Origin of the sequence: Enterovibrio baiacu, from assembly GCF_004120195.1 — a bacterium.
Taxonomy (GTDB): domain Bacteria; phylum Pseudomonadota; class Gammaproteobacteria; order Enterobacterales; family Vibrionaceae; genus Enterovibrio; species Enterovibrio baiacui.
Genome location: NZ_SCHN01000007.1, coordinates 108,848 through 131,144, shown reverse-complemented (window position 1 = coordinate 131,144; position 22,297 = coordinate 108,848). Strand labels below are relative to the sequence as shown.

Sequence of the window (22,297 nt, the reverse complement as noted above, 5' to 3'; positions counted from 1 at the left end):
GGGTTTTCGTCTTACAGTAACAAGCACTCTAAGTACGACACACTTGAAGCCAGATCCCTTCTAAGACCACAGCAACAAGATTCCATTTTGATTACGTATGCAAAAATAATTATGCCTTATCGATAACTTCGCAAGTGGCAATAACCAGCACATTAACCCGCCGTTAACACATTTGTCACGCGCACTTTGTCATTGATTAATATGGAATTATTTGACATACCCATTCAATAACGCTCTCGATAAGCAGTTGATTAACAACAATTTCTTGAGTTTGAGATTCAAACACATACAAATATATTTATGTGATCGCACTCAAACATACAGCATAAGCATGTTTGCTGAGGCGCATTTGGCTGTTTATTTTGAATACGTACCCATTCACACAAACACACACCGTGTCGGAACATGGAGAGCAGTCATGGCAGAAGTGCAATTACGTCATATCGACAAACGATGGGGGGATTTCGTCGGGGTAAAAGATTTCGACTTAACCATTCCAGACAAAGAGTTTCTCGTATTGCTTGGCCCTTCCGGCTGTGGAAAGAGCACCACGATGCGAATGATTGCAGGCCTTGAAGATGCCACCAGCGGCGACATTCTTATTGGTGGAAAAGTGGTGAATGATTTGGAACCAAAGGATCGCGATGTCGCCATGGTGTTCCAAAGCTATGCGCTCTATCCCAACATGACGGTATATGAAAACATTCGTTTTCCACTCAAGGTGAGACATGTCGACCCCGCTACGCATGATGAGAAAGTCATGCGGGCAGCCAAAATGGTCGAACTGACCGATTTTCTGCACCGCCGCCCTGCTGATCTTTCTGGCGGACAACGCCAACGTGTTGCACTAGCGCGTGCAATCGTGCGCGAGCCCAACGTATTTTTGATGGACGAGCCTCTCTCTAACCTTGATGCAAAACTCAGGGTGTCCACGCGCGCCCAGATTAAAAACCTGTCTCACGAACTGCAAATCACCACCATCTATGTCACGCATGATCAGATTGAAGCAATGACACTGGCAGATCGTGTTGTCGTGATGAGTGCTGGAAACGTGCAGCAAGTCGGCACCCCGACGGAAATATACAACTACCCAGCGAACACGTTTGTGGCGAGCTTCATCGGCTCCCCTGCCATGAATCTTGTGAAAGGCAAGATTCATGATGGCGTCTTTACCGCGGAAAACATGACGATTCGAGGATTAGATACCTCTTTATCTGGGGATATCACCCTTGGTTTTCGCGCAGAAGATGCCACGGTCAATCCCGCAGGTAGCTCACCAGACATCACTGAAATCAGCGGCATCAACGCCAATGTTTTCTCCATAGAACTGCTCGGTGAAGCCACCATGATCACCGTTAAAGTGGATGATGCCTTGGTCGCGGTAAAAGCTGACAAAGACTATTCAACTGAGATAGGTGATGTGTTTTCAACCAATATCCCTGCCTCAATTTGCCACCTTTTTGATGCAAAAACGGGTGAGCGTATCAACAACAGGAGCCAACCAGAATGAAAGGCTCACGGCCAGAGCAAGCGAGTTTGACCAAAGAAACCGATATGCGTCAAACAGACGAAACACGGCGCGTTATCGAATCCATGGTGGATGGGCTAAACGACCATCGAATAAGCGATATCGGAGAGTTTTTCGCGGAGAGTTTTCGCTGGTTTGGCAACCGAGGATGCGGAACAAAAGTGGGTTTGGAGGCCTTTCAACGCAATTGGCAGAAGCCATTTCAAGCGGCGTTTTCAGACAAAATTTGCGTCGATGAAGCTCGGCTTTACATGGGTGAATGGGCCGCCGCATTTGGACACCAAACTGCAAAACACACGGGCACATTCATGGGCATCGAACCCACCAACCAAACGGTTGAAATCCGCTATATGGACTTTTGGAAAGTTCAGGGGGGAAAAATCGTCGATAACTGGGTGATGGTTGATTTCCCTCATGTTCTTCATCAACTGGGGGTTGATGTTTTTGATGGCGAAGGCTGGGAAGCGTTCGACAACGACCAAAAAACACCACCCACCCCTTCTCAATCACATTGAGTCGCTCCGTTTGCTCCATTCATGGGGAAACACGTTCAATAGGAAACACATAGATGGCTATCACGTACCTTAAAACGGGCAAATCTGAATCAGACAAAGTCAGCGATAACGAAAAAGTCGTTCAGATCGTTTCGGACACCTTGAAGAAAATTGAAAATGAAGGGGATGCTGCAGTCAGAGAACTGGCGATAAAGTTCGATAATTACGCACCAGCGTCCTTCCTTCTTTCCGAGCAAGATATTGCGGACTTGATTGCAAAAGTATCACCAGAAGACATGGCAGACATTCGCTTTGCCAATGAACAGGTCACCAACTTTGCCAAGATTCAACGCGACTCAATGACAGACGTTGAAGTAGAAACCCTACCAGGCGTGATCCTTGGTCATAAGAACATCCCCGTTCAAAGCGTGGGATGTTACGTACCGGGGGGCAAATTCCCCATGGTTGCCTCTGCACACATGTCCGTCGCCACAGCCAAAGTTGCGGGTGTGCCTCGCGTTATTGCTTGCACCCCACCTTTTAAAGGCGAACCGAACCCGGCAGTGGTCGCCGCCATGCACCTTGGTGGCGCCGACGAAATCTACGTACTGGGGGGTATTCAGGCGGTAGGAGCGATGGCATTGGGAACAGAAACGATCGATCCCGTGCATTTGTTGGTAGGTCCTGGCAATGCATTCGTTGCCGAAGCGAAACGTCAGCTGTTTGGTCGTGTAGGCATTGATTTGTTTGCAGGCCCGACAGAAACCATGGTGATCGCAGATGACACCGTTGACGCGGAAATGTGCGCGACGGATTTACTCGGACAAGCAGAACACGGCTATAACTCCCCAGCTGCTTTAGTGACCAATAGCGAGAAACTTGCCAACGACACACTGCTTGAAATTGACCGCTTACTGAAAATTCTGCCCACTGCAGATACCGCAAGGGTCAGTTGGGAGGATTACGGTGAAATCATCCTCTGCGACACCTATGAGGAGATGCTGGAGGTATCAGAAGAGAAAGCCTACGAGCATGTTCAAGTGATGACAGATCGCGATGACTGGTTCCTTGAAAACATGACCTGTTATGGCGGCCTATTCCTTGGCCCACGCACAAACGTCTCCAATGGCGACAAAGTGATCGGTACAAACCATACCCTACCGACACAAAAAGCGGGGCGTTATACCGGTGGGCTTTGGGTAGGTAAATACTTAAAGACCCACAGCTATCAAAAAATCACGACCGACGAAGCAGCAACCACCATCGGTGAATATGGCTCTCGCCTTTGCATGCTAGAAGGCTTTGTTGGCCACGCAGAACAATGCAACGTGCGCGTCAGACGCTATGGGAAAAAACACGTTCCTTACGGTCAACCAGCGCCTCGGGGTTAACGTGTGATGACTCAGGCAGCTGACCTTACAACATGGATGCACATGCTGACGCGCTGGCGAGAAAGCCAGCAGCGTGTGAATGTCATTGAACTCGATGACATCGCATCAAAGATGTTCAGTGATAACGCCCGTATTCACATGTGTCATCCTTTTGGGGAGCAGCCTAGCGCGCGTGCATGGATCAACACCAGCTATCGAGCTTTGGTCGACGCCATCCCTGATGCAGAAAGAAGAGACACCATTGTCATCAGCGGGCAAGACCAACAAGACAGTCGTTGGGTTGGTTGCTGTGGGTATTACTGTGGCACCTTCATCGCACCATTTTTAGACATTCCGCCAACGGGCCAATTCGTGCACATGCGATATCACGAGTTTTATCGCGTTTCAGAGAATGGCATCGAAGAGGTACAGGCAATTTGGGACATCGTTGAAGTCATGAAACAAGCCAACGCTTGGCCCATGGCCCCCTCACTGGGCCGCGAAGGTTTGGTGCCTGCCCCTGCCACTCTCGACGGCCTTAAACCGATGAATGGGGAGCTAAGCGGAAGTGACAGCCTTGATATTGTCATCCGCATGCTCGACAACCTCGGACGACATCCCTCTCAAGGTGGCCCTGACGTGATGAAGCTGCCCGAGGCGTGGCACGAAGATTTAACCTGGTACGGCCCATCAGGAATCGGGACATGTCGCGGTTTTTCAGGGTTTCGCCAATGGCATCAAATTCCTTTTTTAAACGCGATGCCCGACCGTGGCTTGGACAATGAAAACATCACGCTGCATTTTTTTGCCCAAGAGAACTACGTCGCGGTGACAGGTTGGCCAAACATGAGTCAAACCTTGTCCGCCGATGGCTGGCTCGGCATCGCGCCGACAAACAAGAAAATCACCCTGCGCAGTCTCGATTTCTGGCGCATCGAAGATGAGAAAATCAAAGAAAACTGGGTGCTTATCGATCTATTAGACATTTATGCTCAACTTGGGGTCGATGTTTTTGCGAGACTAAAAGCATTCAATACATCGAGACCGACGGGCCCCGTCGTTTTGCCAAAGGAAAGGCTATGACCATATCGCTGCCAATCACACCCTCATTTGATCTCTTTAACAAACGCGCACTTGTATCCGGCGCGTCATCAGGTATTGGACTTGCATGCGCGACCGCACTCGCCAGAGCAGGGGCGCATGTCACCCTCGTCGCGCGACGTGAAGAGAAATTAGTGGCGCTAAAAGACGCCTTTGACCAAGAAGGTTATCAATCCGATATTTTGGTGTTGGATGTGACCCAGCTTGATGCGCTTGAGCAGGCGCTGAATGCGCGAGAACCTTACGACATTGTTTTAAATTCTGCTGGACTCGCCATTCATTCACCCGCGCTCGACACGCAACAAGCTGACTTCGATAGCGTCTTCAATTTGAATGTTAAAGCTGCGTATTTCCTCTTCCAATTCGCTGCGCGTCGTCTGATGGAGGCGAAGAAACCCGGCAGTTTTATTTGCATCTCCAGTCAAATGGCGCATGTTGGCGGTATTGACCGTGCCGTGTATTGCGCCAGCAAACACGCGGTTGAAGGTTTTACGAAGGCCATGGCGATTGAATGGGGTAAACAAAACATTCGCGTCAATACGATTTGCCCTACGTTCATCAAAACCGAACTCACCGCAAACACCTTCGCAGATCCTGAGAAATTAGCCTGGCTTGAAAGCAACATTAAGTTAAATCGCGTGGGTGAAGTTGAAGATTTAATGGGCGCAGTGCTTTACCTCGCTTCCAGCGCATCGGGGATGGTGACGGGATCGTCATTGAAAGTAGACGGAGGTTGGACAGCAGAATAATGGCAAACGATAAGATCACGTCAACCGATGTAGCAAAACACGCTGGCGTAAGCCAATCCGCGGTTAGCCGTGTATTTACGCCCGGCGGTTCAGCGTCAAAGAAAACCATCGAAAAAGTCAAAAAGGCCGCAGAAGAATTAGGGTATCGCCCAAATGTACTTGCTCGCGCGATGGTGTCAGGAAAAAGCCGCGTGATTGGGCTTGTTGTTGCCTACCTTAACAATCAGTTTTACCCCGACGCATTAGAAAAGCTCTCCAATTTGCTTCAAGAAGAGGGTTATCACGTCCTGATCTTTATGGCGAACAATGTCGACAGCGTGGTTGATGAAGTCATTGAAGAGATTCTGGATTACCAAGTCGATGGGATCATTGCCGCATCCGTAGAGCTTTCTTCAGAATTGGCAGTGAGATGCCGTTCTGTTGGGGTTCCTATTGTGCTTTTTAACCGCGCGCAACAAGGGGGAGAATTCTCTTCCGTGACCTCTGACAATTTTAGTGGCGGCATGGCCGCGGCAGAGTTTCTTGTGGCGGGTGGGCATAAGAAGATCAGCTACATCGCCGGCCTTGAGTGCACATCAACCCAGCGGGATCGAGAAATTGGGTTCAGAGCTGGTTTGCAGCAAGCGGGATTAGAACTGCACTCACGCGGCGAAGGCATGTTCGATATGGCACAAGCCAGTGCGGCAACCAAAGCCATGTTTAAAGAAGATCCGCCCGATGCCCTTTTTGTCGCCAACGACCACATGGCGCTTGCTGTCATGGACACCCTTCGGTTTGAGTTAGGCCTTCGTGTGCCGGAAGACGTTTCCGTGGTTGGCTATGACGATGTACCCGCAGCAAGTTGGCCAAGCTACGGCCTCACCACCCTCGCCCAGCATGCCGACATCATGGTCAACGAAACGGTGCGCATCCTTTTGCAACAAATCAGTCATGAGAACGATACCCCACAGAAAGTTGCTATCGGTTCTCCACTGGTTGTACGCACCTCAGCAAAAATCCCGGAAGGTTGGAAATCATGAAAGGCTTTGATAGTAAGTTTACTGACTTCCCCGATTACATTTTGTCTATCACGGAAGAGATCTGGGAAGGAAGAAACATCCACTCACTGCACGACTATTACTCGTCAGACATTGTGGTGAGAACACCCGCAGGCATTTCTATCGGCAACAAAGATGTTATCGCCCAGACCAGCTCCGTGCTCAACGAATTACCCGATCGGGTACTACTGGGAGAAGACGTCATTTGGTCAGGGACACCAGAAGAAGGCATGCTGTCATCCCACCGCATTTTGTCACAAGCCACACACAGCCGTGATGGGCAATTTGGCAAAGCCACCGGCAAAACGCTGTGTTACCAAGTGATCGCCGATTGCCATGCCATTAATAACCAAATTAATGATGAATGGTTGATTCGAGACCAAGGATCGATCGTTAAGCAACTTGGGCATGACCCCAAACAGTTTGCCATCGATCAAATTCATGCCGAAGGCGGCGCAGGCAACTGCAACCGACCTTTTACGCCAGACCAAGACACCCTAGGCCCCTATCTTGGCAAAGGTAACGACAACATTTGGGGCGAAGCCTATGTTGAAACCCTCAAACGCATGATGAGCGCAGAATACTCGTGTATTCCTGAAGATTACGATCGCGCCTGTCACGTCATACACCCAAGCGGTGAATCAGGTTATTCCTGGTCTGCAGTAGAAGCGTTTTGGTTGGGGTTACGTGCCGGCTTCCCCAACGCTGATTTCACCATTGAGCACCAAATTGGGCGAGAAGATCCGTTAATGCCTCCTCGCGCTGCCATTCGTTTTTCCCTTCACGGAAAACATGACGGATGGGGACGTTTTGGCCAACCGACGGGCGCGAATGTCTACGTCATGGGTGCAGCCCATGTTGAATTTGGGCCGCACGGCATTCGACGTGAGTTTGTCGTTTTTGACGAAACGGCCATTTGGAAACAAATCGCCCTGCATACGGGTTAGCCGCCACAACAAGGAATGTTCAATGAAACAGCCGCAATGGGTAAGGTTTGGTGAACTTATACCGTGTCGAACCGCATTTATCGACGCACACACACCGGGTTCTGATCAGAAAGAAAACTTTACCATTATCGGTGGTGGTGTATCTGAAAGCCCCGACCAACATGTTCATATTCAAGCCACACCGGGCTTCAATATTGGCGCAGCCGGCCAGCCGCCACGTTGTTTCAATTCACTTCACTCACACAACACAGCAGAAGTGTTTTTTGTGCTCAAAGGCCGTTGGCGCTTCTTTTGGGGAGAAACCGGAGAAGACGGCGAAGTGGTGCTGGAAGAAGGCGATATTTTCAATATACCCACTCGTATGTTTCGTGGCTTTGAAAACATCGGTAGCGACTACGGCATGATCATGTCGATTTTAGGGGGTGATGACGCTGGCGGCGGTGTCATCTGGGCACCCCATGTTCGAGAAGCTGCCGACGCCCACGGATTGGTATTAGGCGAAAGCGGCCGTTTATACGACACAGAGAAAAATGAAACCTTGCCGAACGGTGAGAACGAAATGCCGTTGCCCGAGCAGGAATGGCTAAACAGCCTGCTTCGCCCCGATGCCGCAACCGTGGTGAAACATTACGTTGCGCGCTACTGGGACATGGTCGCCATGGCTGCGAAACAACCGGTGCTTGTTATCGGTGAAAAGGGATTACTCAAAGATAAACCTGGATTTAACGTTGATTTTCTTACCCGCACCTCTGTTCAACAGCAACCACAACATGCAGAAAGAGACGTCGTATTGATGGTGATGCGCGGGCATTGGGCGCTCACATGGGAAAACGACACACTGACGCTTAACCCTGGTGACACGGTTTGGCTGCCTGAAGGAACAGATTACAACCTTGACGTGAACGTGTCGGGTGAGGCGAGTCTTTTCCGCGTGACACGCACTCAAGATACGGCAGGATTAACCTGGATGGGTGCATCGTAATGAACCGCGCCTCTCTTGAACCTTTGGTGTTTCTTCCCGGCATGATGTGTGATGAGCGCCTGTTTGCGCCACAAATAGCCGCATTCCAAGCGGATCGAAACGTCATCGTGATGGATATTTCTTCTGAACAATCGATGGCATCCCTCGCCGAAAAAGTGCTCAAAAATACCCCTGAGCGTTTCGCGCTTGCGGGGCTGTCAATGGGCGGCATATTGGCGATGGAAGTCTATCGGCAAGCACCTCATCGCATCAGCAAATTAGCACTCATGGATACCAACCCGCGTGCAGAAATCGACGAGGTAAAAGCAGGACGACAAGCTCAACTTGATCGCATCGCCAACGGGGAGCTTCTGAGTGTCATGCAAGAGATGATGATTCCCAAATACCTTCATCGCGAACACCCCAACCCCTATATCGAAGCGCTCTGTCTTCACATGGCGAAAAGCCTCGGCGACATGGCATTCGTCAATCAATCGCTGGCGCTCAGAGACAGGCCCGATCAACAAGACACGCTGAAGCATGTTGATGTTCCCACCTTGATTTTAATGGGTGAAGACGATCAGTTGTGCCCAAAAGACAGACATGATGCGATCAAAGCACTGATCCCTCATGCAGATTATGTGGTCATCAAAAAAGCAGGCCATCTTCCCACTCTCGAACAACCGGAGGCAACCACGCGCGCGCTCGCTACGTGGTTGAACAGTTAATGGATAAAGCGCTCTACGAATTACTGATCAGTGTGGACACGCCAACGGTGTGTAACGCCATAGAAATCGCACAAGGAAAACGCGGTTTCAACGATTTCACGCGAGGAACGTTGCAAGCATCAGCGCCGGAAAGTCCCGCAATCGTGGGTTATGCAAAAACCGCACAAATAGCGGCACTTGAACCGTCTAACTTGCCCGCTGACGAGGTAAAAAAGCTGCGTATGGACTATTACCGATACATGTCAGAGACCCCTTTCCCGTCCGTTGCGGTAATCGAAGATTTGGATTTTCCTGATGCTATTGGTGCGTTTTGGGGGGAGATCAATACCAATGTCCACAAGGGCTTGGGGTTGAGTGGTGTGTTAACCAACGGTGTGATGCGCGATCTTGGCGACTTACCTGAGGAGTTCCTCGTTCTCGCAGGGTCGGTGGGCCCTAGCCATGGTTTCGTTCATATCGAGAGCATTGGCGAGCCTGTCGAAGTTTTTGGTTTACGCGTGTCGCATGGAGACCTCATTCACGCCGATCGACATGGCGCGGTGGTGATCCCTACAGACATTGTTCCTGTGCTCGCTGATGCGATTGACACCTTACTCAGTAACGAACAAATCATTTTGAAAGCCGCAAGAGAAGAAGGCTTCAACTTTGACCGATTCGAACAAGCATGGGCTGAATTCGAGCGTGTGCGAACTTAGCGTTTTTCATCGTCTCGCGTGATCTCGATGCGCTGAGACAACACCAACGCAAGACTCATGAACACAGAAACACCACCACGCTGCTCATACTGAGCGGTGCAGGCATTTACGGCTCAAAAAAGGAGTACACCATGAAATTTTCATTGATGATGACCGTCATAGCCGGATTACTTTCCACCAGTGCATCTTATGCTGATACCACCATACGGATTGGCCACGCCACACCAGAAGTTTCTCCCATTCATCAATCGCTTCTTTATTTCGAGGAAGAATTGGAGAAACGCTCTAACGGAGACATCGATGTTGAAATCTACCCTGGCGGCCAACTCGGTAGCGTAAGGGAAATGACCGAACTTGTTCAGTCCGGCAACATCACCATGGCAACGGGCGCGTCCGTCCACCTGTCTTCCACGGTGAATGAGTTGGCTGTACTTGACCAATTCTTGCTGTTTGCCGATGAAGACACTGCACGAAATGTGCTTGATGGCGAAGCAGGCAAATCATTGGGCGCAGCCATGGAAAAACGCGGTTTGAAGTCAATGGGCTTTATGGAGTTAGGCTTTAGAAGCTTCACCAACAACCGCGCACCGCTTGATAGTTATGACGCATTTGCGGGGCTGCGTATGCGATCGGCAGACAACCCTATCGCCATCAGTGCATGGCGATCTGTTGATGCCGTGCCCATCCCACTGGCATGGGGAGAAATCTATTCTTCGCTCCAGCAGAACCTGATTTTTGGTCAAGAAAGTGCCCTCTCCTCCATGCTTGTTGAGCGTTTCTTTGAAGTACAGAAATACGTATCGCTCACCAATCACATTTACTGGCCTGAACTCTGGATGGCGAATCTCGAGTGGTACAACGATCTCGATGACAAAGACCGCAAATTGATTGATGAAGTCGCAAGAGAGACCATTTTGCTTCAACGCGACTTAACCTTGAAGACAAACAACGAAACATTAGCAGCACTCAAAGAAAAAGGACTCGAGGTCAACAGCCTACCGTTAGAAGACCGCGAGCGTTTGGGTAAAACCATGAACACCGCGATAGAAGCCGACATCCGTAAAAAAGTGGGCAGTGATTTTTACGACCAGTTTATGTCGAACCTTCAACCTTAGTGGCGATACAGGGCTTTTCATCGATTGAGAAGCCCTGTGTTTGACGAGAGTTCAACGTTCTCAAACTGGTTGTCATGGAGAATCACCCACCATGTTTCGGATAATCGAAAAGTACTTCGAACCTACCATTATCGTCATCAGCCTCTTCGCGATCATCGTGCTGGTGTTTGCAGATGTCATAGCACGCTTTGCGTTCTCAACCTCTATCGTTATCGCCAATGAAATCGCAAGGCTGTGCTTCGTCTACCTCATTTACTTTGGTATTAGTTACGCCATCCGAGAACATCGCCACATGCGCGTCACTTACTTTGTCGACAAATTCTCGACGAAGAAAAAACGTGTTGTGATGTTTATCAGCGAATCCATCTTCCTCATCTACTCAGTCACGGTTTGCTACCTAGGCGTACAAATTACACAGCAAGCCATAGAGCGAGGGAAAACCTTATCTGCCACGCAATGGTCAACCTCTGTGCTTTACGCTGCCATCATTTTTTCAGGATTGCTCTGTAGCCTGCGACTTCTCTACTCGCTGTACCAAATTGGTGTGCGCGGTGATTTGAGCGTATATAACAGCGAGGAGACGCCATCATGACTTCACTGATCCTCTTCGCAGGTTTCTTTGGCATGTTGCTCATCGGTGTGCCAATTGGTATCGCCCTTGGCTCTGCATCGCTTCTCGCCATTATGTACATCCCTTTTCTCAAGCCCGATTTGTATGCGCTTGGGCTCGTCAGTGGCATCAACAGCTTCACCTTGATTGCTGTTGTGTTGTTCACCCTTGCAGGCAATATCATGAGCAAAGGCGGGATTTCCAAACGTTTGATCGCCGTTGCGGATACCTTATTTGGGCGCGCTCCAGGCGATTTGGGCACCGTCACTATCATGGCTTGTCTGTTCTTCGCAGCCATATCAGGTACAGGCTCAGCCACTGTCGCAGCGGTGGGTTTGGCGATGATCCCCGCGCTTGTTCAGCGAGGATATGACCGCGCTTATGCTGGCGCTATGGTAGCGAGTGCTGGCGGATTAGGTGTGATGATCCCACCGTCAGTGGTCATGATTGTGTATGCCGTTGCGGCGGGTGTTTCCGTCACCGCCTTATTTATGGCAGGGATTCTGCCGGGTCTTGTGATTGCTATCACCTTAATAACGTATAACTACTTTCACCGCAGACAGAACCGTCATGCGCACATGGGACACATTCGAGAGCCCGCCACCTGTAAAGAAATCTTCCATGTGCTCAATGAAGCCAAACTCGCGCTCATCATGCCCATCGTTATTCTCGGCGGCATCTATGGCGGGGTTGTTACTCCAACGGAGTCTTCTGCCGTCGCCGTGGTGTATGCCTTGATTGTTTCTTGCTTGGTGTACCGTGAACTTCCCATGAAACAACTACCAAAAATCATGCTGGAGTCGGCCATGCTAGTCTCTGCCGTGCTGGTGATCATCGGGGCATCCGTGGCGTTTGGTCGCATCATCGCACTTGAGAAAATTCCCACCGAGTTGGCGCAGTTTGTTTTATCAAGCACGGAAAACAAATATCTCGTCCTCATTGCGATACTCGTGTTGCTCCTGATCATCGGTACCTTCTTGGAAACGCTTGCCTCGATTGTCATCCTGACGCCAGTGTTGCTGCCCGTGCTCACCAAACTCGGTGTGGATTTGGTGCATTTTGGCATTGTGATGATCGTTGCGCTCGCCATTGGATTTGTCACTCCGCCTCTTGGTGCAAACCTCTTTATGGCCGCACAAGTGGGAGAGATCCCCTTTGAAAACATCGCGAAACGGATACTACCTTGGGTTGTCACCATGATCGGCGCGCTTCTTCTTATCACTTTTATTCCGCAAATATCTCTGTTTTTGCCGGCGTACTTTCTTGGATATAAGTAGGCCCAACGATTGCGTTGAATGAGAAGGCGACGGCGGAGATGAGAAGTATTTCCATTCACTGTGACATCGAAACAGAAACATCGTTTTTGATGTCGCAGTGATCTTGCTTCACGGATTCCCCACCATTTCGTCCTATCCTCTCCAAACCAATGGCGTTCAAACTTTAACCATAAGTAAAACACCATAAAAATAAATGGGAAATGGATGGGGTGAGGATGAAAAATTAATGAGTGACGGGTAAAGCATTAATGAGAAATTAATGGCAAAGTATTGCCTTATGCATTCTCAAATAAACGACATTCTCATCATTTTAACGATTTAATATATATAGGCTCAGTTCGTCACTTCTTAAAAGTTGACTTCCAAAAGAATCACCACAACAATGCCATGGTATTTATTTATTCGATAAATCAAATACACACAGTAATTACGTCATTAATTGGCTTCATTAAAAAAGGAAAGATTATGAAAAAAATAAGCTTTGCTGCAAAAAAAGGACCTGTACTGGCTACGAAGCATAAAAAGCCTACTCATCCGCCTACGCCTCCTACGCCTCCTAATCCAGGCCCTTGTTGTGGTACACCTTAATATACGCTAACGCTATATTAGGTATTAATAATAAAATGGGGATGATGTTAAATCCCCACTTTACATATTTTCTGGGGAAATGGTTTTTCCTCTAAACCCGGATCGGACTGTGACCCGAATTTCTTACTTATATAAGCTCATCTATAAAAAAAGAAAGTATCATTCTTTATCTTTTCTACTGTTAGCTTTATTGCTAACAGCATTTCAAGCACCACTGCCCTACTTATCAGGTCATCTCATTGACCAAGTGCTACCTAGCGCAGATTCAGATTTACTGCTAAAGACCGTTTCATTGCTCGCCATTCTTTACAGCGGTTATTTGGTGACCAGTTATGTTAACGCGCGATTTCGTCTAAAAGTGCGCGAAGATATAATGATTGATTTTAATCAGGATGTAATTAAAAGCATTCTGGGTTTGAATTTTAATCAACGACTAAGAATCAACAACGGTGACCTGCTCTCGCGCGTCACAAGGGATATAGACCAGTTTGAAGTCATCATGCCTTATGGGCTATCAAGCGCTATCCACCATCTCGTCTTATCGCTCGTTTTATTAGTGATCGTTTTTTTCATGAATTGGCAATTAAGTGCCATTCTTCTTGTCTTGTTACCCGCAGCTATCCTTGTTTACATGCGATTTGACAGTGCTCTGTGGTCATCGTCTAAAGATGAAACGGATGCCTCCGCAACAAAATTCACTGTCGTACAAGAAACCATAGAAGCTGATGCAGAAATAAAAATATATGATGCTGGCAATTTCTTTTCGAAATATTGCCGAAAAGCCGTTGAAGATTTGGAGCGAAAGCGCTTCACCCGTCAGTTATATGATACCAAAGTGAGCATGATTATTATGGGGATCCCCATGCTAGCCGTGGTTATCATTTGGTATCTTGGCGGTGCGATGGTCATTGAAGAACAGTTGACCGTGGGCTTGATCATCACCTATACAGCGACACTCAACTTGATGGTGCCTTCACTGATTAGGATCATTGAGTTTGCTTCAAGTATGCCTAACGAATTGACGGCATTAATGCGCGTAAAAGAACTGGATGATTTAGCGCAAGCGCAATCTCAGCAAGATTCGGTTGATCGCGTGAGTGTCGACATCGACCCATCAACCACCATTGCGTCGATGCGTATAGAGGGGATGAGTTTTTCCTACCAGCACGACTACCCTTTATTCACCGAGCTAGACTTGGCTTTCAATAAAGGCCAAGCACATTTGATTAACGGCGGTAACGGGGCTGGAAAATCAACGCTACTCACCATTCTAAGCGGAGAGCTCAAACCGCAATCAGGGCACATTGCACTCGACACTATACGCCTCAATTCCCTACCAAGCCGGTCTCAGTGGATTTCAATGGTGCCACAAAAGATCCACATCATTTCTGACTCCATTCGTAACAACGTGACGTTTGGCATGGACGTTGAGCAAGAAAAGATTCAAGCCGCCCTCTCTTTGGTGGGGCTCGATAAGTGGGTTGAGCGCCTCGACCAAGGCATTGATCATGTCATTAAAAATGCGCATTCAGAGCTATCAGGAGGCCAAGTCCAAAAACTAGGCCTCGCGCGTGCATTACTGCGCGATACACCGATTTTGCTAATGGACGAGCCGACGAATAACTTAGACAGTGAAGCGGTAACCCTGCTGATTGATGTTATACGCGACCTAAAACAGTCAAAAATTGTGGTGATTGTCAGCCATGATGATCGCCTATTTGAAGCGGTTGATCGCATCGTCTATCTGGAGAATGACAGCTTAAGTAACGCCACTCGCGTGACTGAAACTGCGCTAAAAAAGGTTAACCAAGCGTAGGTTCGTTTAACCAAGAAACGTCATCCGTTCTCACTCGCTGACAAAGACTGAATGTTTAAGCGAAACTGAGACTTATGTTCGACACACGAAGCGATATACTCCCCAAATGGCCTCTTAACGATATAAGAGTGAAAAGCGCTAACGTCCTCGTAATTGATGAGCAGTAGGGATAGAGAATTGAGAGCACCTCTTATGAAATTGAAGCAGTCTAGTAGGCAATCCGTGAGAGGCTACTTCAAGAGCACTTTCGCTATCCTTATTCTGGTTTCTGCTGCTGCCACAGGCTACTTTTTCTATCAAACGCCCCCTCTGGAAGTGTCAGGCGTGCACGTACAACGCAATGAGATGGCCTACATCATTCGAGTAACGGGAGAAGTGATCAATGATCGCACCGTTACTTTGACGGCCTTAGTGAACGGTCGCGTCGAACAGGTCTTTGTTGCTCATGGTGATTTGGTCAACAAAGATGACACCTTGGCCGCCATGGATAACCGCGCCTCAATCACCCGACTAAAACGCGCTAAAGCCGTCGTTCAGCAAGAAACTGTGCATTTAAGAGAGCAACAACAGCGTTACAACAGATTATCCGAATTATCTGACAGAAAACTGGTGTCAGTTGAAGCGTTAGACCAAGCGCAGTATGAATTGGAGAAAGCAAAATCCGCCGTTGCGATTGCCCAAGCTGACGCCCAAATGCGTGTACTTGAACAAGATTGGCAAAAGCTAAACGCCCCTTTCGACGCCGTTATCGTGGATAAGTGGACTGAGTCTGGACAATGGGTTGAAGCCGGTACGGATCTTTTCCAACTCGTGGCGATTGAGGGATGGGAAATAGAAGCGAATCTGGATGCCGTTGATTCAGGAAGAATTCACGTTGGCCAGCTGGTTAACGTTTCATCAGATGCGTTTCCCAACCAGCGCTGGCAAACGCAAATTCATTGGATTGGCCCCGCTATCGAGCGTACATCAGCACGCCACTTAAATACGTTTCCAGTACGCATGGGGTTAGGCGCCGATGCCCCTAAACTTCTGCTCGGGCAACAACTGGATATTGAAATCGTGATAGAAGAACGAGGCGATGTGCTTAGGCTGCCCTACAGCGCCCTGCGTGAACGCGAGCCTGGGCACTTTGAAGTTGCATTGGTAGAACAAGGCGTCATTCGGTTGCAGCCTGTCGAATCAGGGTTAGAAACGGACACACATGTTGAAATCCTCAGCGGCGTTCAGGAAGGGCAACAGGTCGCCCTGTTTGATAGCGGCTATCTTGAAAATGGCCGTACAGCAAGGTTTGCAGCGAAGCATGATCAAGATTGAATCCCTGCATAAATCCTACTTCAGCGGAGACGCGCCCTTACCCATCATACAAGGGGTTGATCTGAGCATTAAGCAGGGAGAATTCGTGACGATTATGGGTGCCTCTGGTTCAGGAAAAAGCACCCTTCTCAACATTATTGGCTGCTTAGACAACGCCGACAAAGGCACCTACCATTTGGACGGCACCGCTGTTCATCTAACCGGTGATGATGGGCTCGCAACGCTTCGTTCATCGTTAATTGGATTCATCTTTCAATCGTTTAATTTGCTATCACGCCGTGATGCGTTGGCGAATGTCATGCTTCCTTTAGTCTATCAAGGCACCCCGTCCTCCCAGCGCAAAGACTTGGCTTTATCTGCACTCGAACGCGTGGGCCTCGCCGATCGCGCAACGCATTTCCCGAATCAACTCTCCGGTGGACAGCAACAACGTGTGGCGATTGCTCGAGCGTTGGTGAACAAGCCAAAATTACTGATCGCAGATGAGCCAACTGGCGCATTAGACAGCCAAACTGGGCAGCAGGTAATGGATTTGTTCAAAGCATTACATGCTGACGGGCATACCATTGTTATGGTCACTCACGATGCACATTTGGCCGAAGCGGCTGACAGAGTGGTACACATGCGAGACGGCAGGATAGTGATATGAAAACACTCCGCATCCTGCCCGACTTGTTTAAAGAAGCACGACTGGCCATGCTCGCTAATTGGGGCAGATCCATGCTGAGTATGATTGGCATTGCGGTCGGTATCGCCGCCGTGATGACGGTTGATACCGTCAGCACCGGTGGCAAAGCATTCGTCATGCAGGAACTAGAAACGTTCGGCCTGAAATCTGTTTGGGTATATCGGGCGCATAGCAGCAAAGACCCGCACAGACGTATACGCGCAGGAACAGGCATCAACAACAGCGATTTAATCGCCCTTCAAGGTGATTGTTGTCCTTCAGTCAGTCTCATCAGTCCTGTTGTAAACCCGAGAGGTCCCGCCCCTGTCGTTCAAGCGGGCAATCGTTACAACAACGCGCAAGTCATCGGCGTCAACGTCGATTACCTCGCCATCAACAATGACCAGTTACGTATCGGAAGAGGCCTTCGAGAAGTAGAAATCAGAAATCGTAGACCTGTCGCCGTTATCGGCGAAACCGTGGCATCTGACCTGTTTCCTGGAATGCCCAATCCCTTAGGTCGCACACTCAGAATCTCAGGTCGTGAATATCAGGTTGTTGGTGTTCTGCGATCTAAAAGTCGAGATTTGCTCGCTAGCATCGGCTCTGCAGGCGGAGATGTGAATAATCGCATTTTAGTGAGCTACCCGCTTATTCAAACACTGAATGGAAATAGCGATGTTAACTACCTACAAGTTGAAGCCACGTCGGTCGAAGCCGCTGAAGCCGCCGCCGCTCAGCTAAAAGGGGTGCTGTCGCGACGCTATCAAGGCGTGTTTGAATATCAAAGTGAAACCCTCGCGTCATACATCAAAACCACAGATAACATTCTTGGCGGTGTCACCATTATTGGCATTATTGCCGCCTCTAGCGCGTTGATCGTTGGGGCAATAGGTGTTGCCGGTATCATGAGCACAGCGGTTGCTGAACGGACACGGGAAATCGGTATTCGTGCGGCCATTGGCGCGCATCGCAGCCATATCATGGTGCAATTTATTGTCGAATCAGTGCTCATTTGTTTGATTGGTGGCCTTGCGGGTTTGGCCGTGGGGATGCTCATTGGGGTTGTTTTAGACATTTTTACCGGCTTCCCATTATTTCCGGGAATGTTAGGCATCAGTATTGCCCTTTTTGTGTCAATTTTGGTTGGATTGGTTGCGGGGTATGTGCCTGCGCGAAGAGCGGCTCAAATGAAGCCAGTAGATGCGCTCAGGGATGCGTAAACAAGCCTTTTAGCTCGGGCTAGCCTGACGTTGCTCATAGTCCGAGGCTGAAAGAATAAGGACATTTCTGGTGAGGTGAATAACCCAGACAAAGAGCACGGATTCAAACAGGTTGTAAGCAACAGCAAGCACCATTGAGAAGATAAAAAACTCTAATGAGTGCCACCCTAACGGTCTGTTTTCCCCGTGAACGGTCCAGAAAAGGACAGAAGAAAGGAAGATTGCTGCCCAAGCAGGCAGCACTAACAACAATGTGCTGATCAGAAATACTCGCCAAATCAGCTCTTCGTAACACGTTATCCCAACTTGAAATAAGAGATAAGGCCTGTTTTCTTTAAGGCTGCTCAACCCGCGCATGCTGTTTACCATGAATGCTTTTGGTTGAGGTGAACTCAAGGGTAACCCCGCGAACAGCAAACCGATACCGACACATGCCCCACCGACAATCATCGTAAAAAGTTGAATCAGAGACGCAAACTGCCAGTCCACATAGAAAATCACGGTGTAGGCAAGCACGGGGAGCATGAACATGAAGCCAAGGCGATCACCGATGACTCGCGGGTATAAAAAAGAGACGCAAACAACAAACGTAAGCAGTAAAGCAAGTAGGCCCACGTTTAGAATAGGCCTTTCTTAAAGTGGCGGCGTAACACCCCATCTTTGTGTTTTTGTAAAAATGCCCGGAAGTCATCTGAGAACATGGCATAGAGATGGTAGTCGTTCCATCCATCGCCTACTCGCACGTAGTTTTTTAGCACACCTTCTTTAATGCCTCCAAATTCTGCCAGGCTAATTGAATTCTCATTCCCCGACAAAACATAACCAAAAATCTTATGTAAATTCATCACATTAAAAGCCATTTGAAGGCTGAGCAGCGCGATTTCAGGCCCGAACACACTGGTACGATACTCGGCTTCCCCGACCAAATAGCGAAGGTCTGCAGTGCGGCTTTTCCAGTCAATGTTGTTGAACCAGACCATCCCGATTGGCTTGCCACTTTTCACAGAACAGACCAACCCCAAGAGGTTGTCTGCACCATAAACAGTCGCGTTCTGTTCTAGCCACGTCATCGCTTGTTCCTGAGCGCCGTTAACAAAGGTTGAACTGTCAAAAACGGTCGAATTCAGGTAAGGATCATCCAGCCAGCGAGTAATGGTATCCAGGTCTTCGAGATTGGGGCGACGTATAGCGCAATAGATTCCACGAACACTGTCAAACACGTTTATCCTCACTTCCCATCATGATTAAGTCGCAATATGTCCCTTCAACAAACAACTGCTCTCTTAAACGCGCTTCTTCGGTGAAACCTAAACGCGTTAAACAATCTAGCTCCAGCTGTTCATGGGGAAGTAACTGCAGGTAATATTTTCCGATATCGTAGTGTTCAGATAACCAGCTCAACACAGACTGCACTTCTTTGTCAGCCACACCACTGAGCAAATGGAAATCAAGATAGGCGATGCCATGAAACATGGCTTTTATTCTGATAAATCCCACGTTGGTCGTGTCATCAAAAACAGCAAAATCTCCCTCTCCCAACGCTGAATCAAGTTCTGACATTGAACACCCAAGAGGATATGCTGAATTTTTATAACTCGAGCACCTAAAACGCGATGGCGTTACATCAATAAAGTCATTTACCGTTGCTAGTCTAAAGGACACTAAAATCCCCACTCATATTGTTTAACGCATGATGAAACAACGTCCAAAATGTCTATCACACGGCAGTTGAAGTTTACCCAAACGACTTCCATGTACTCGAATTCACCTTGTATAGGCATGCAGCAATTTGATGATTGGGCGAAAAAATAGGATACGCCTGCTCTCAACGCGTGACGTGTTGAGAGAGATGTTCAATAAGGTTCTCTCGCTTTATAAACGTGAGATCAAACGTGGCAGACAACACCTCGCGATCATTGACGTAGGAATGCCCGATGAGCCTCGCACCAAGACGATTGATCGCCTTTATGCTGACGCGTGCTTCTAAGGTATCTCCGGGCAATGCGGGAGACTTAAACCGCATTTGGTTGACGGTACTCGCAATCACATCTGTCTCTTCTTCAAACTCACTTCGGTAATGCACTAACACAATACCGGCTTGTGCTAATGCTTCGCCCATTAGAACACCCGGCATCATGCGGGCATGTTTGAAGTGTGCATCAATCAGTTCAGATGATTCGGGGATGTGGTATTGCGCGACGATATCCGAATCAGTCAAATGGCTCACGGAGTCCACAAACAAAAAGGCATCGCCGTAGGATAAGATCGCGCGAATAGCCTCTTTTTCTAGGTGGCCTTGCGGCCCCCTCAACCCATCAATAAAACGTCTATTCATCATCGCGAGTCACAGATACCAAAGTGTCAGTCCATTTTTCTCAGGACCGTCGCTGCATTCGTTCCACCGAAACCAAAGTTCAAAGACAGCATTGTCTTCAAATCAGCCTCTGTGGTTTCTCGAACGATAGGGGCATCAGCAAAAAGAGGATCGAGATTATCGATATTGATAGAAGGGGCGATAAAGCCCTCTTTCAGCATCGCAATGCAAGCGATCAACTCAATGGCCCCGACTGCACCGATCGCATGCCCTGTCATTGATTTTGTCGACGAGAACCTTGGAACATTGTTACCAAACGCCCTGCGTAGACCATTCACTTCGGCCACATCGCCCGCGACAGTCCCTGTTCCATGCGTGTTAATGGCATCAATATCGACAGAGGAAATGCCCGCGTCGTCTAATGAACTGGCAATACAATCAACAAATGTACCGCCGTCTGCTTGAGGCAGGACGAGATCGTAAGGGTCTGAGTTCGCCGCGTAACCCATGATTTCTGCATAAATGGGAGCGTTACGCGCTAACGCTGAATCAAGCGACTCTACGACAAGCACACCAGCACCACCACTAATCACAAACCCATCTCTATCAGTATCATAGGGACGTGATGCACTTTCAGGTGTGTCGTTAAACCCTGTAGAAAGGGCCATTCTCAATGCTTGAAAAGAAGCAACGATCAACTCATTCACTTCCTCACAGCCACCCGTTACGGCGCGGTCAATCACCCCGTCACGGATCAGTTCGTAAGCATGGCCAATGTTGTGCGCGCCCGTCGCACACGCAGACGAGATCGAATAGCTGCGCCCAGTGATACCAAAGAGTTTCGTGAGGATTGCACTCGCCGTGCTGCTCATGGATTTGAGTACGGTATAGGGCTCTGTTCTGCGAACATTCCCTTCGTAACACCTTGCCCCCTCTCTGTGTATCACACCGACATCAGCCACACCGCTGCCAACAAGGCAAGCAGTTCGGGGATCAGCAAGCTCTTCAGGGGTCAAACGAGAAGACGAAATAGCATCACTAGCGGCAACACTGCAATAAAGCGTTGAGGTAGGCATCGCTCTGCGGAGTTTCAGGGGAATGTTCGCGGACTGTATTTTAGCCTCGTCAAGATCAATTAAACCCGCAACACGGCTCGTTAACCCATACTCAGACCACGATTCGACCGCACGAATACCACTGCGACCAAGCTTTAAGGATTCCGTCAGTGTGTCAAAGTCATTGCCTATTGATGAAACGACACCAACACCGGTTACAACAACACGTCTGCGACTATCCATTGTTTTGACTTAGCTTAGATTCAATGATTTCAAAAAGGTCATTCACGGTATCGAGCTTAACTAAATCTTCATCATCTATAGATATAGACAGAGAATCTTCTAAGTCGAGTGTAAGAGAAACAGCTTGCATGGAATCCATTCCTAGATCTTCACGCAACGACATCGTAGGTAAAATATCTTTCGCTGCAATCGCAGTTTCTGACTCCGACTCTAAACGACTTAATATTTCAGATATTTGAGACTCCGTTAAATATTGCGAACTTTTTATATTTTGACCCATATTACCACCTTTAAGCCAATGAATTTATTACACAAATAATAGTGCATTGTGAGTATATTCTTCTTTGGCAAAATGTTATCAAGGGCTTTTATCAGCGTCAAACAGGATAAAGACATATACGCTGTTTTAAATCGCGTCAGAATTCAAAATCAATGCACTACCAAGGCTAAATAGCTTCACGTAGA

The 22,297-nt window shown here is 48.5% G+C and carries 23 protein-coding genes; 17 read left to right on the top strand and 6 right to left on the bottom strand.

Annotated features, from left to right (window positions below; translation table 11 throughout):
* Positions 1-418: 418 nt before the first annotated feature.
* From EQP46_RS05425 to EQP46_RS05340, 17 genes are all read left to right on the top strand, one after another.
* Positions 419-1,510 carry an ABC transporter ATP-binding protein gene (locus tag EQP46_RS05425; protein ID WP_129492677.1) on the top strand — a complete coding sequence of 364 codons (1,092 nt, stop codon included), beginning with the start codon at positions 419-421 and terminating at the stop codon, positions 1,508-1,510.
* Positions 1,507-2,043: an ester cyclase gene (locus tag EQP46_RS05420; RefSeq protein WP_129492676.1), complete on the top strand. Its 537-nt coding sequence runs from the start codon at positions 1,507-1,509 to the stop codon at positions 2,041-2,043. Before EQP46_RS05425 ends, EQP46_RS05420 begins: the two co-directional genes overlap by 4 nt.
* Before the next feature lie 53 nt (positions 2,044-2,096).
* Positions 2,097-3,413: a histidinol dehydrogenase gene (gene hisD / locus EQP46_RS05415; RefSeq protein WP_129492675.1), complete on the top strand. Its 1,317-nt coding sequence runs from the start codon at positions 2,097-2,099 to the stop codon at positions 3,411-3,413.
* Positions 3,414-3,419: 6 nt separating this feature from the next.
* The gene (locus EQP46_RS05410; RefSeq protein ID WP_129492674.1) at positions 3,420-4,475 is read left to right on the top strand and encodes an ester cyclase; all 1,056 of its coding nucleotides are present in this window, start codon (positions 3,420-3,422) and stop codon (positions 4,473-4,475) included.
* Positions 4,472-5,242: an SDR family NAD(P)-dependent oxidoreductase gene (locus EQP46_RS05405; RefSeq protein WP_129492673.1), complete on the top strand. Its 771-nt coding sequence runs from the start codon at positions 4,472-4,474 to the stop codon at positions 5,240-5,242. Before EQP46_RS05410 ends, EQP46_RS05405 begins: the two co-directional genes overlap by 4 nt.
* Positions 5,242-6,261, top strand: coding sequence for a LacI family DNA-binding transcriptional regulator (locus EQP46_RS05400; RefSeq protein WP_129492672.1), 1,020 nt, complete (start codon positions 5,242-5,244; stop codon positions 6,259-6,261). The genes EQP46_RS05405 and EQP46_RS05400 overlap by 1 nt, the downstream gene beginning before the upstream one ends.
* Entirely contained in the window at positions 6,258-7,226 is a 969-nt protein-coding gene (locus EQP46_RS05395) for a nuclear transport factor 2 family protein (protein ID WP_129492671.1), read from the top strand. The genes EQP46_RS05400 and EQP46_RS05395 overlap by 4 nt, the downstream gene beginning before the upstream one ends.
* A 22-nt stretch (positions 7,227-7,248) precedes the next feature.
* The gene (locus EQP46_RS05390) at positions 7,249-8,208 is read left to right on the top strand and encodes a cupin domain-containing protein (RefSeq protein ID WP_129492670.1); all 960 of its coding nucleotides are present in this window, start codon (positions 7,249-7,251) and stop codon (positions 8,206-8,208) included.
* A complete protein-coding gene (locus EQP46_RS05385; protein ID WP_129492669.1) occupies positions 8,208-8,915 on the top strand; it encodes an alpha/beta fold hydrolase in 708 nt (235 codons plus the stop codon). The genes EQP46_RS05390 and EQP46_RS05385 overlap by 1 nt, the downstream gene beginning before the upstream one ends.
* Positions 8,915-9,610: an RraA family protein gene (locus EQP46_RS05380; protein ID WP_129492668.1), complete on the top strand. Its 696-nt coding sequence runs from the start codon at positions 8,915-8,917 to the stop codon at positions 9,608-9,610. Before EQP46_RS05385 ends, EQP46_RS05380 begins: the two co-directional genes overlap by 1 nt.
* A 131-nt stretch (positions 9,611-9,741) precedes the next feature.
* On the top strand, positions 9,742-10,725 hold the full coding sequence (locus EQP46_RS05375) for a TRAP transporter substrate-binding protein (protein WP_129492667.1): 984 nt from the start codon (positions 9,742-9,744) through the stop codon (positions 10,723-10,725).
* A 91-nt stretch (positions 10,726-10,816) separates the two neighbouring features.
* The gene (locus EQP46_RS05370) at positions 10,817-11,317 is read left to right on the top strand and encodes a TRAP transporter small permease (RefSeq protein ID WP_129492666.1); all 501 of its coding nucleotides are present in this window, start codon (positions 10,817-10,819) and stop codon (positions 11,315-11,317) included.
* The gene (locus EQP46_RS05365; RefSeq protein WP_129492665.1) at positions 11,314-12,612 is read left to right on the top strand and encodes a TRAP transporter large permease; all 1,299 of its coding nucleotides are present in this window, start codon (positions 11,314-11,316) and stop codon (positions 12,610-12,612) included. The genes EQP46_RS05370 and EQP46_RS05365 overlap by 4 nt, the downstream gene beginning before the upstream one ends.
* A 727-nt stretch (positions 12,613-13,339) precedes the next feature.
* Complete coding sequence (locus EQP46_RS05355) at positions 13,340-15,016, top strand: ABC transporter ATP-binding protein (RefSeq protein ID WP_338068747.1); 1,677 nt, start codon at positions 13,340-13,342, stop codon at positions 15,014-15,016.
* A gap of 192 nt (positions 15,017-15,208) precedes the next feature.
* Complete coding sequence (locus EQP46_RS05350; protein WP_129492662.1) at positions 15,209-16,330, top strand: efflux RND transporter periplasmic adaptor subunit; 1,122 nt, start codon at positions 15,209-15,211, stop codon at positions 16,328-16,330.
* Positions 16,317-16,979: an ABC transporter ATP-binding protein gene (locus EQP46_RS05345; protein WP_129492661.1), complete on the top strand. Its 663-nt coding sequence runs from the start codon at positions 16,317-16,319 to the stop codon at positions 16,977-16,979. Before EQP46_RS05350 ends, EQP46_RS05345 begins: the two co-directional genes overlap by 14 nt.
* Positions 16,976-18,220, top strand: a complete 1,245-nt coding sequence (locus EQP46_RS05340; RefSeq protein ID WP_129492660.1) for an ABC transporter permease — start codon at positions 16,976-16,978, stop codon at positions 18,218-18,220. The genes EQP46_RS05345 and EQP46_RS05340 overlap by 4 nt, the downstream gene beginning before the upstream one ends.
* A 9-nt stretch (positions 18,221-18,229) precedes the next feature.
* Here EQP46_RS05340 and EQP46_RS05335 read toward each other — a convergent pair whose 3' ends face one another.
* The 6 genes from EQP46_RS05335 to EQP46_RS05310 form a co-directional block, all read right to left on the bottom strand.
* The gene (locus EQP46_RS05335; protein ID WP_129492659.1) at positions 18,230-18,835 is read right to left on the bottom strand and encodes a CPBP family intramembrane glutamic endopeptidase; all 606 of its coding nucleotides are present in this window, start codon (positions 18,833-18,835) and stop codon (positions 18,230-18,232) included.
* A 2-nt stretch (positions 18,836-18,837) separates the two neighbouring features.
* Positions 18,838-19,440, bottom strand: a complete 603-nt coding sequence (locus EQP46_RS05330) for a GNAT family N-acetyltransferase (protein ID WP_129492658.1) — start codon at positions 19,438-19,440, stop codon at positions 18,838-18,840.
* Positions 19,433-19,780, bottom strand: coding sequence for a GNAT family N-acetyltransferase (locus EQP46_RS05325; RefSeq protein WP_129492657.1), 348 nt, complete (start codon positions 19,778-19,780; stop codon positions 19,433-19,435). Before EQP46_RS05325 ends, EQP46_RS05330 begins: the two co-directional genes overlap by 8 nt.
* Positions 19,781-20,045: 265 nt before the next feature.
* Positions 20,046-20,558, bottom strand: a complete 513-nt coding sequence (locus EQP46_RS05320) for a 3-hydroxyacyl-ACP dehydratase FabZ family protein (protein ID WP_240671664.1) — start codon at positions 20,556-20,558, stop codon at positions 20,046-20,048.
* Between the two features lie 23 nt (positions 20,559-20,581).
* Positions 20,582-21,832 carry a beta-ketoacyl-[acyl-carrier-protein] synthase family protein gene (locus tag EQP46_RS05315; protein WP_129492656.1) on the bottom strand — a complete coding sequence of 417 codons (1,251 nt, stop codon included), beginning with the start codon at positions 21,830-21,832 and terminating at the stop codon, positions 20,582-20,584.
* Positions 21,825-22,112, bottom strand: a complete 288-nt coding sequence (locus EQP46_RS05310; RefSeq protein ID WP_129492655.1) for an acyl carrier protein — start codon at positions 22,110-22,112, stop codon at positions 21,825-21,827. The genes EQP46_RS05315 and EQP46_RS05310 overlap by 8 nt, the downstream gene beginning before the upstream one ends.
* Positions 22,113-22,297: the final 185 nt, after the last annotated feature.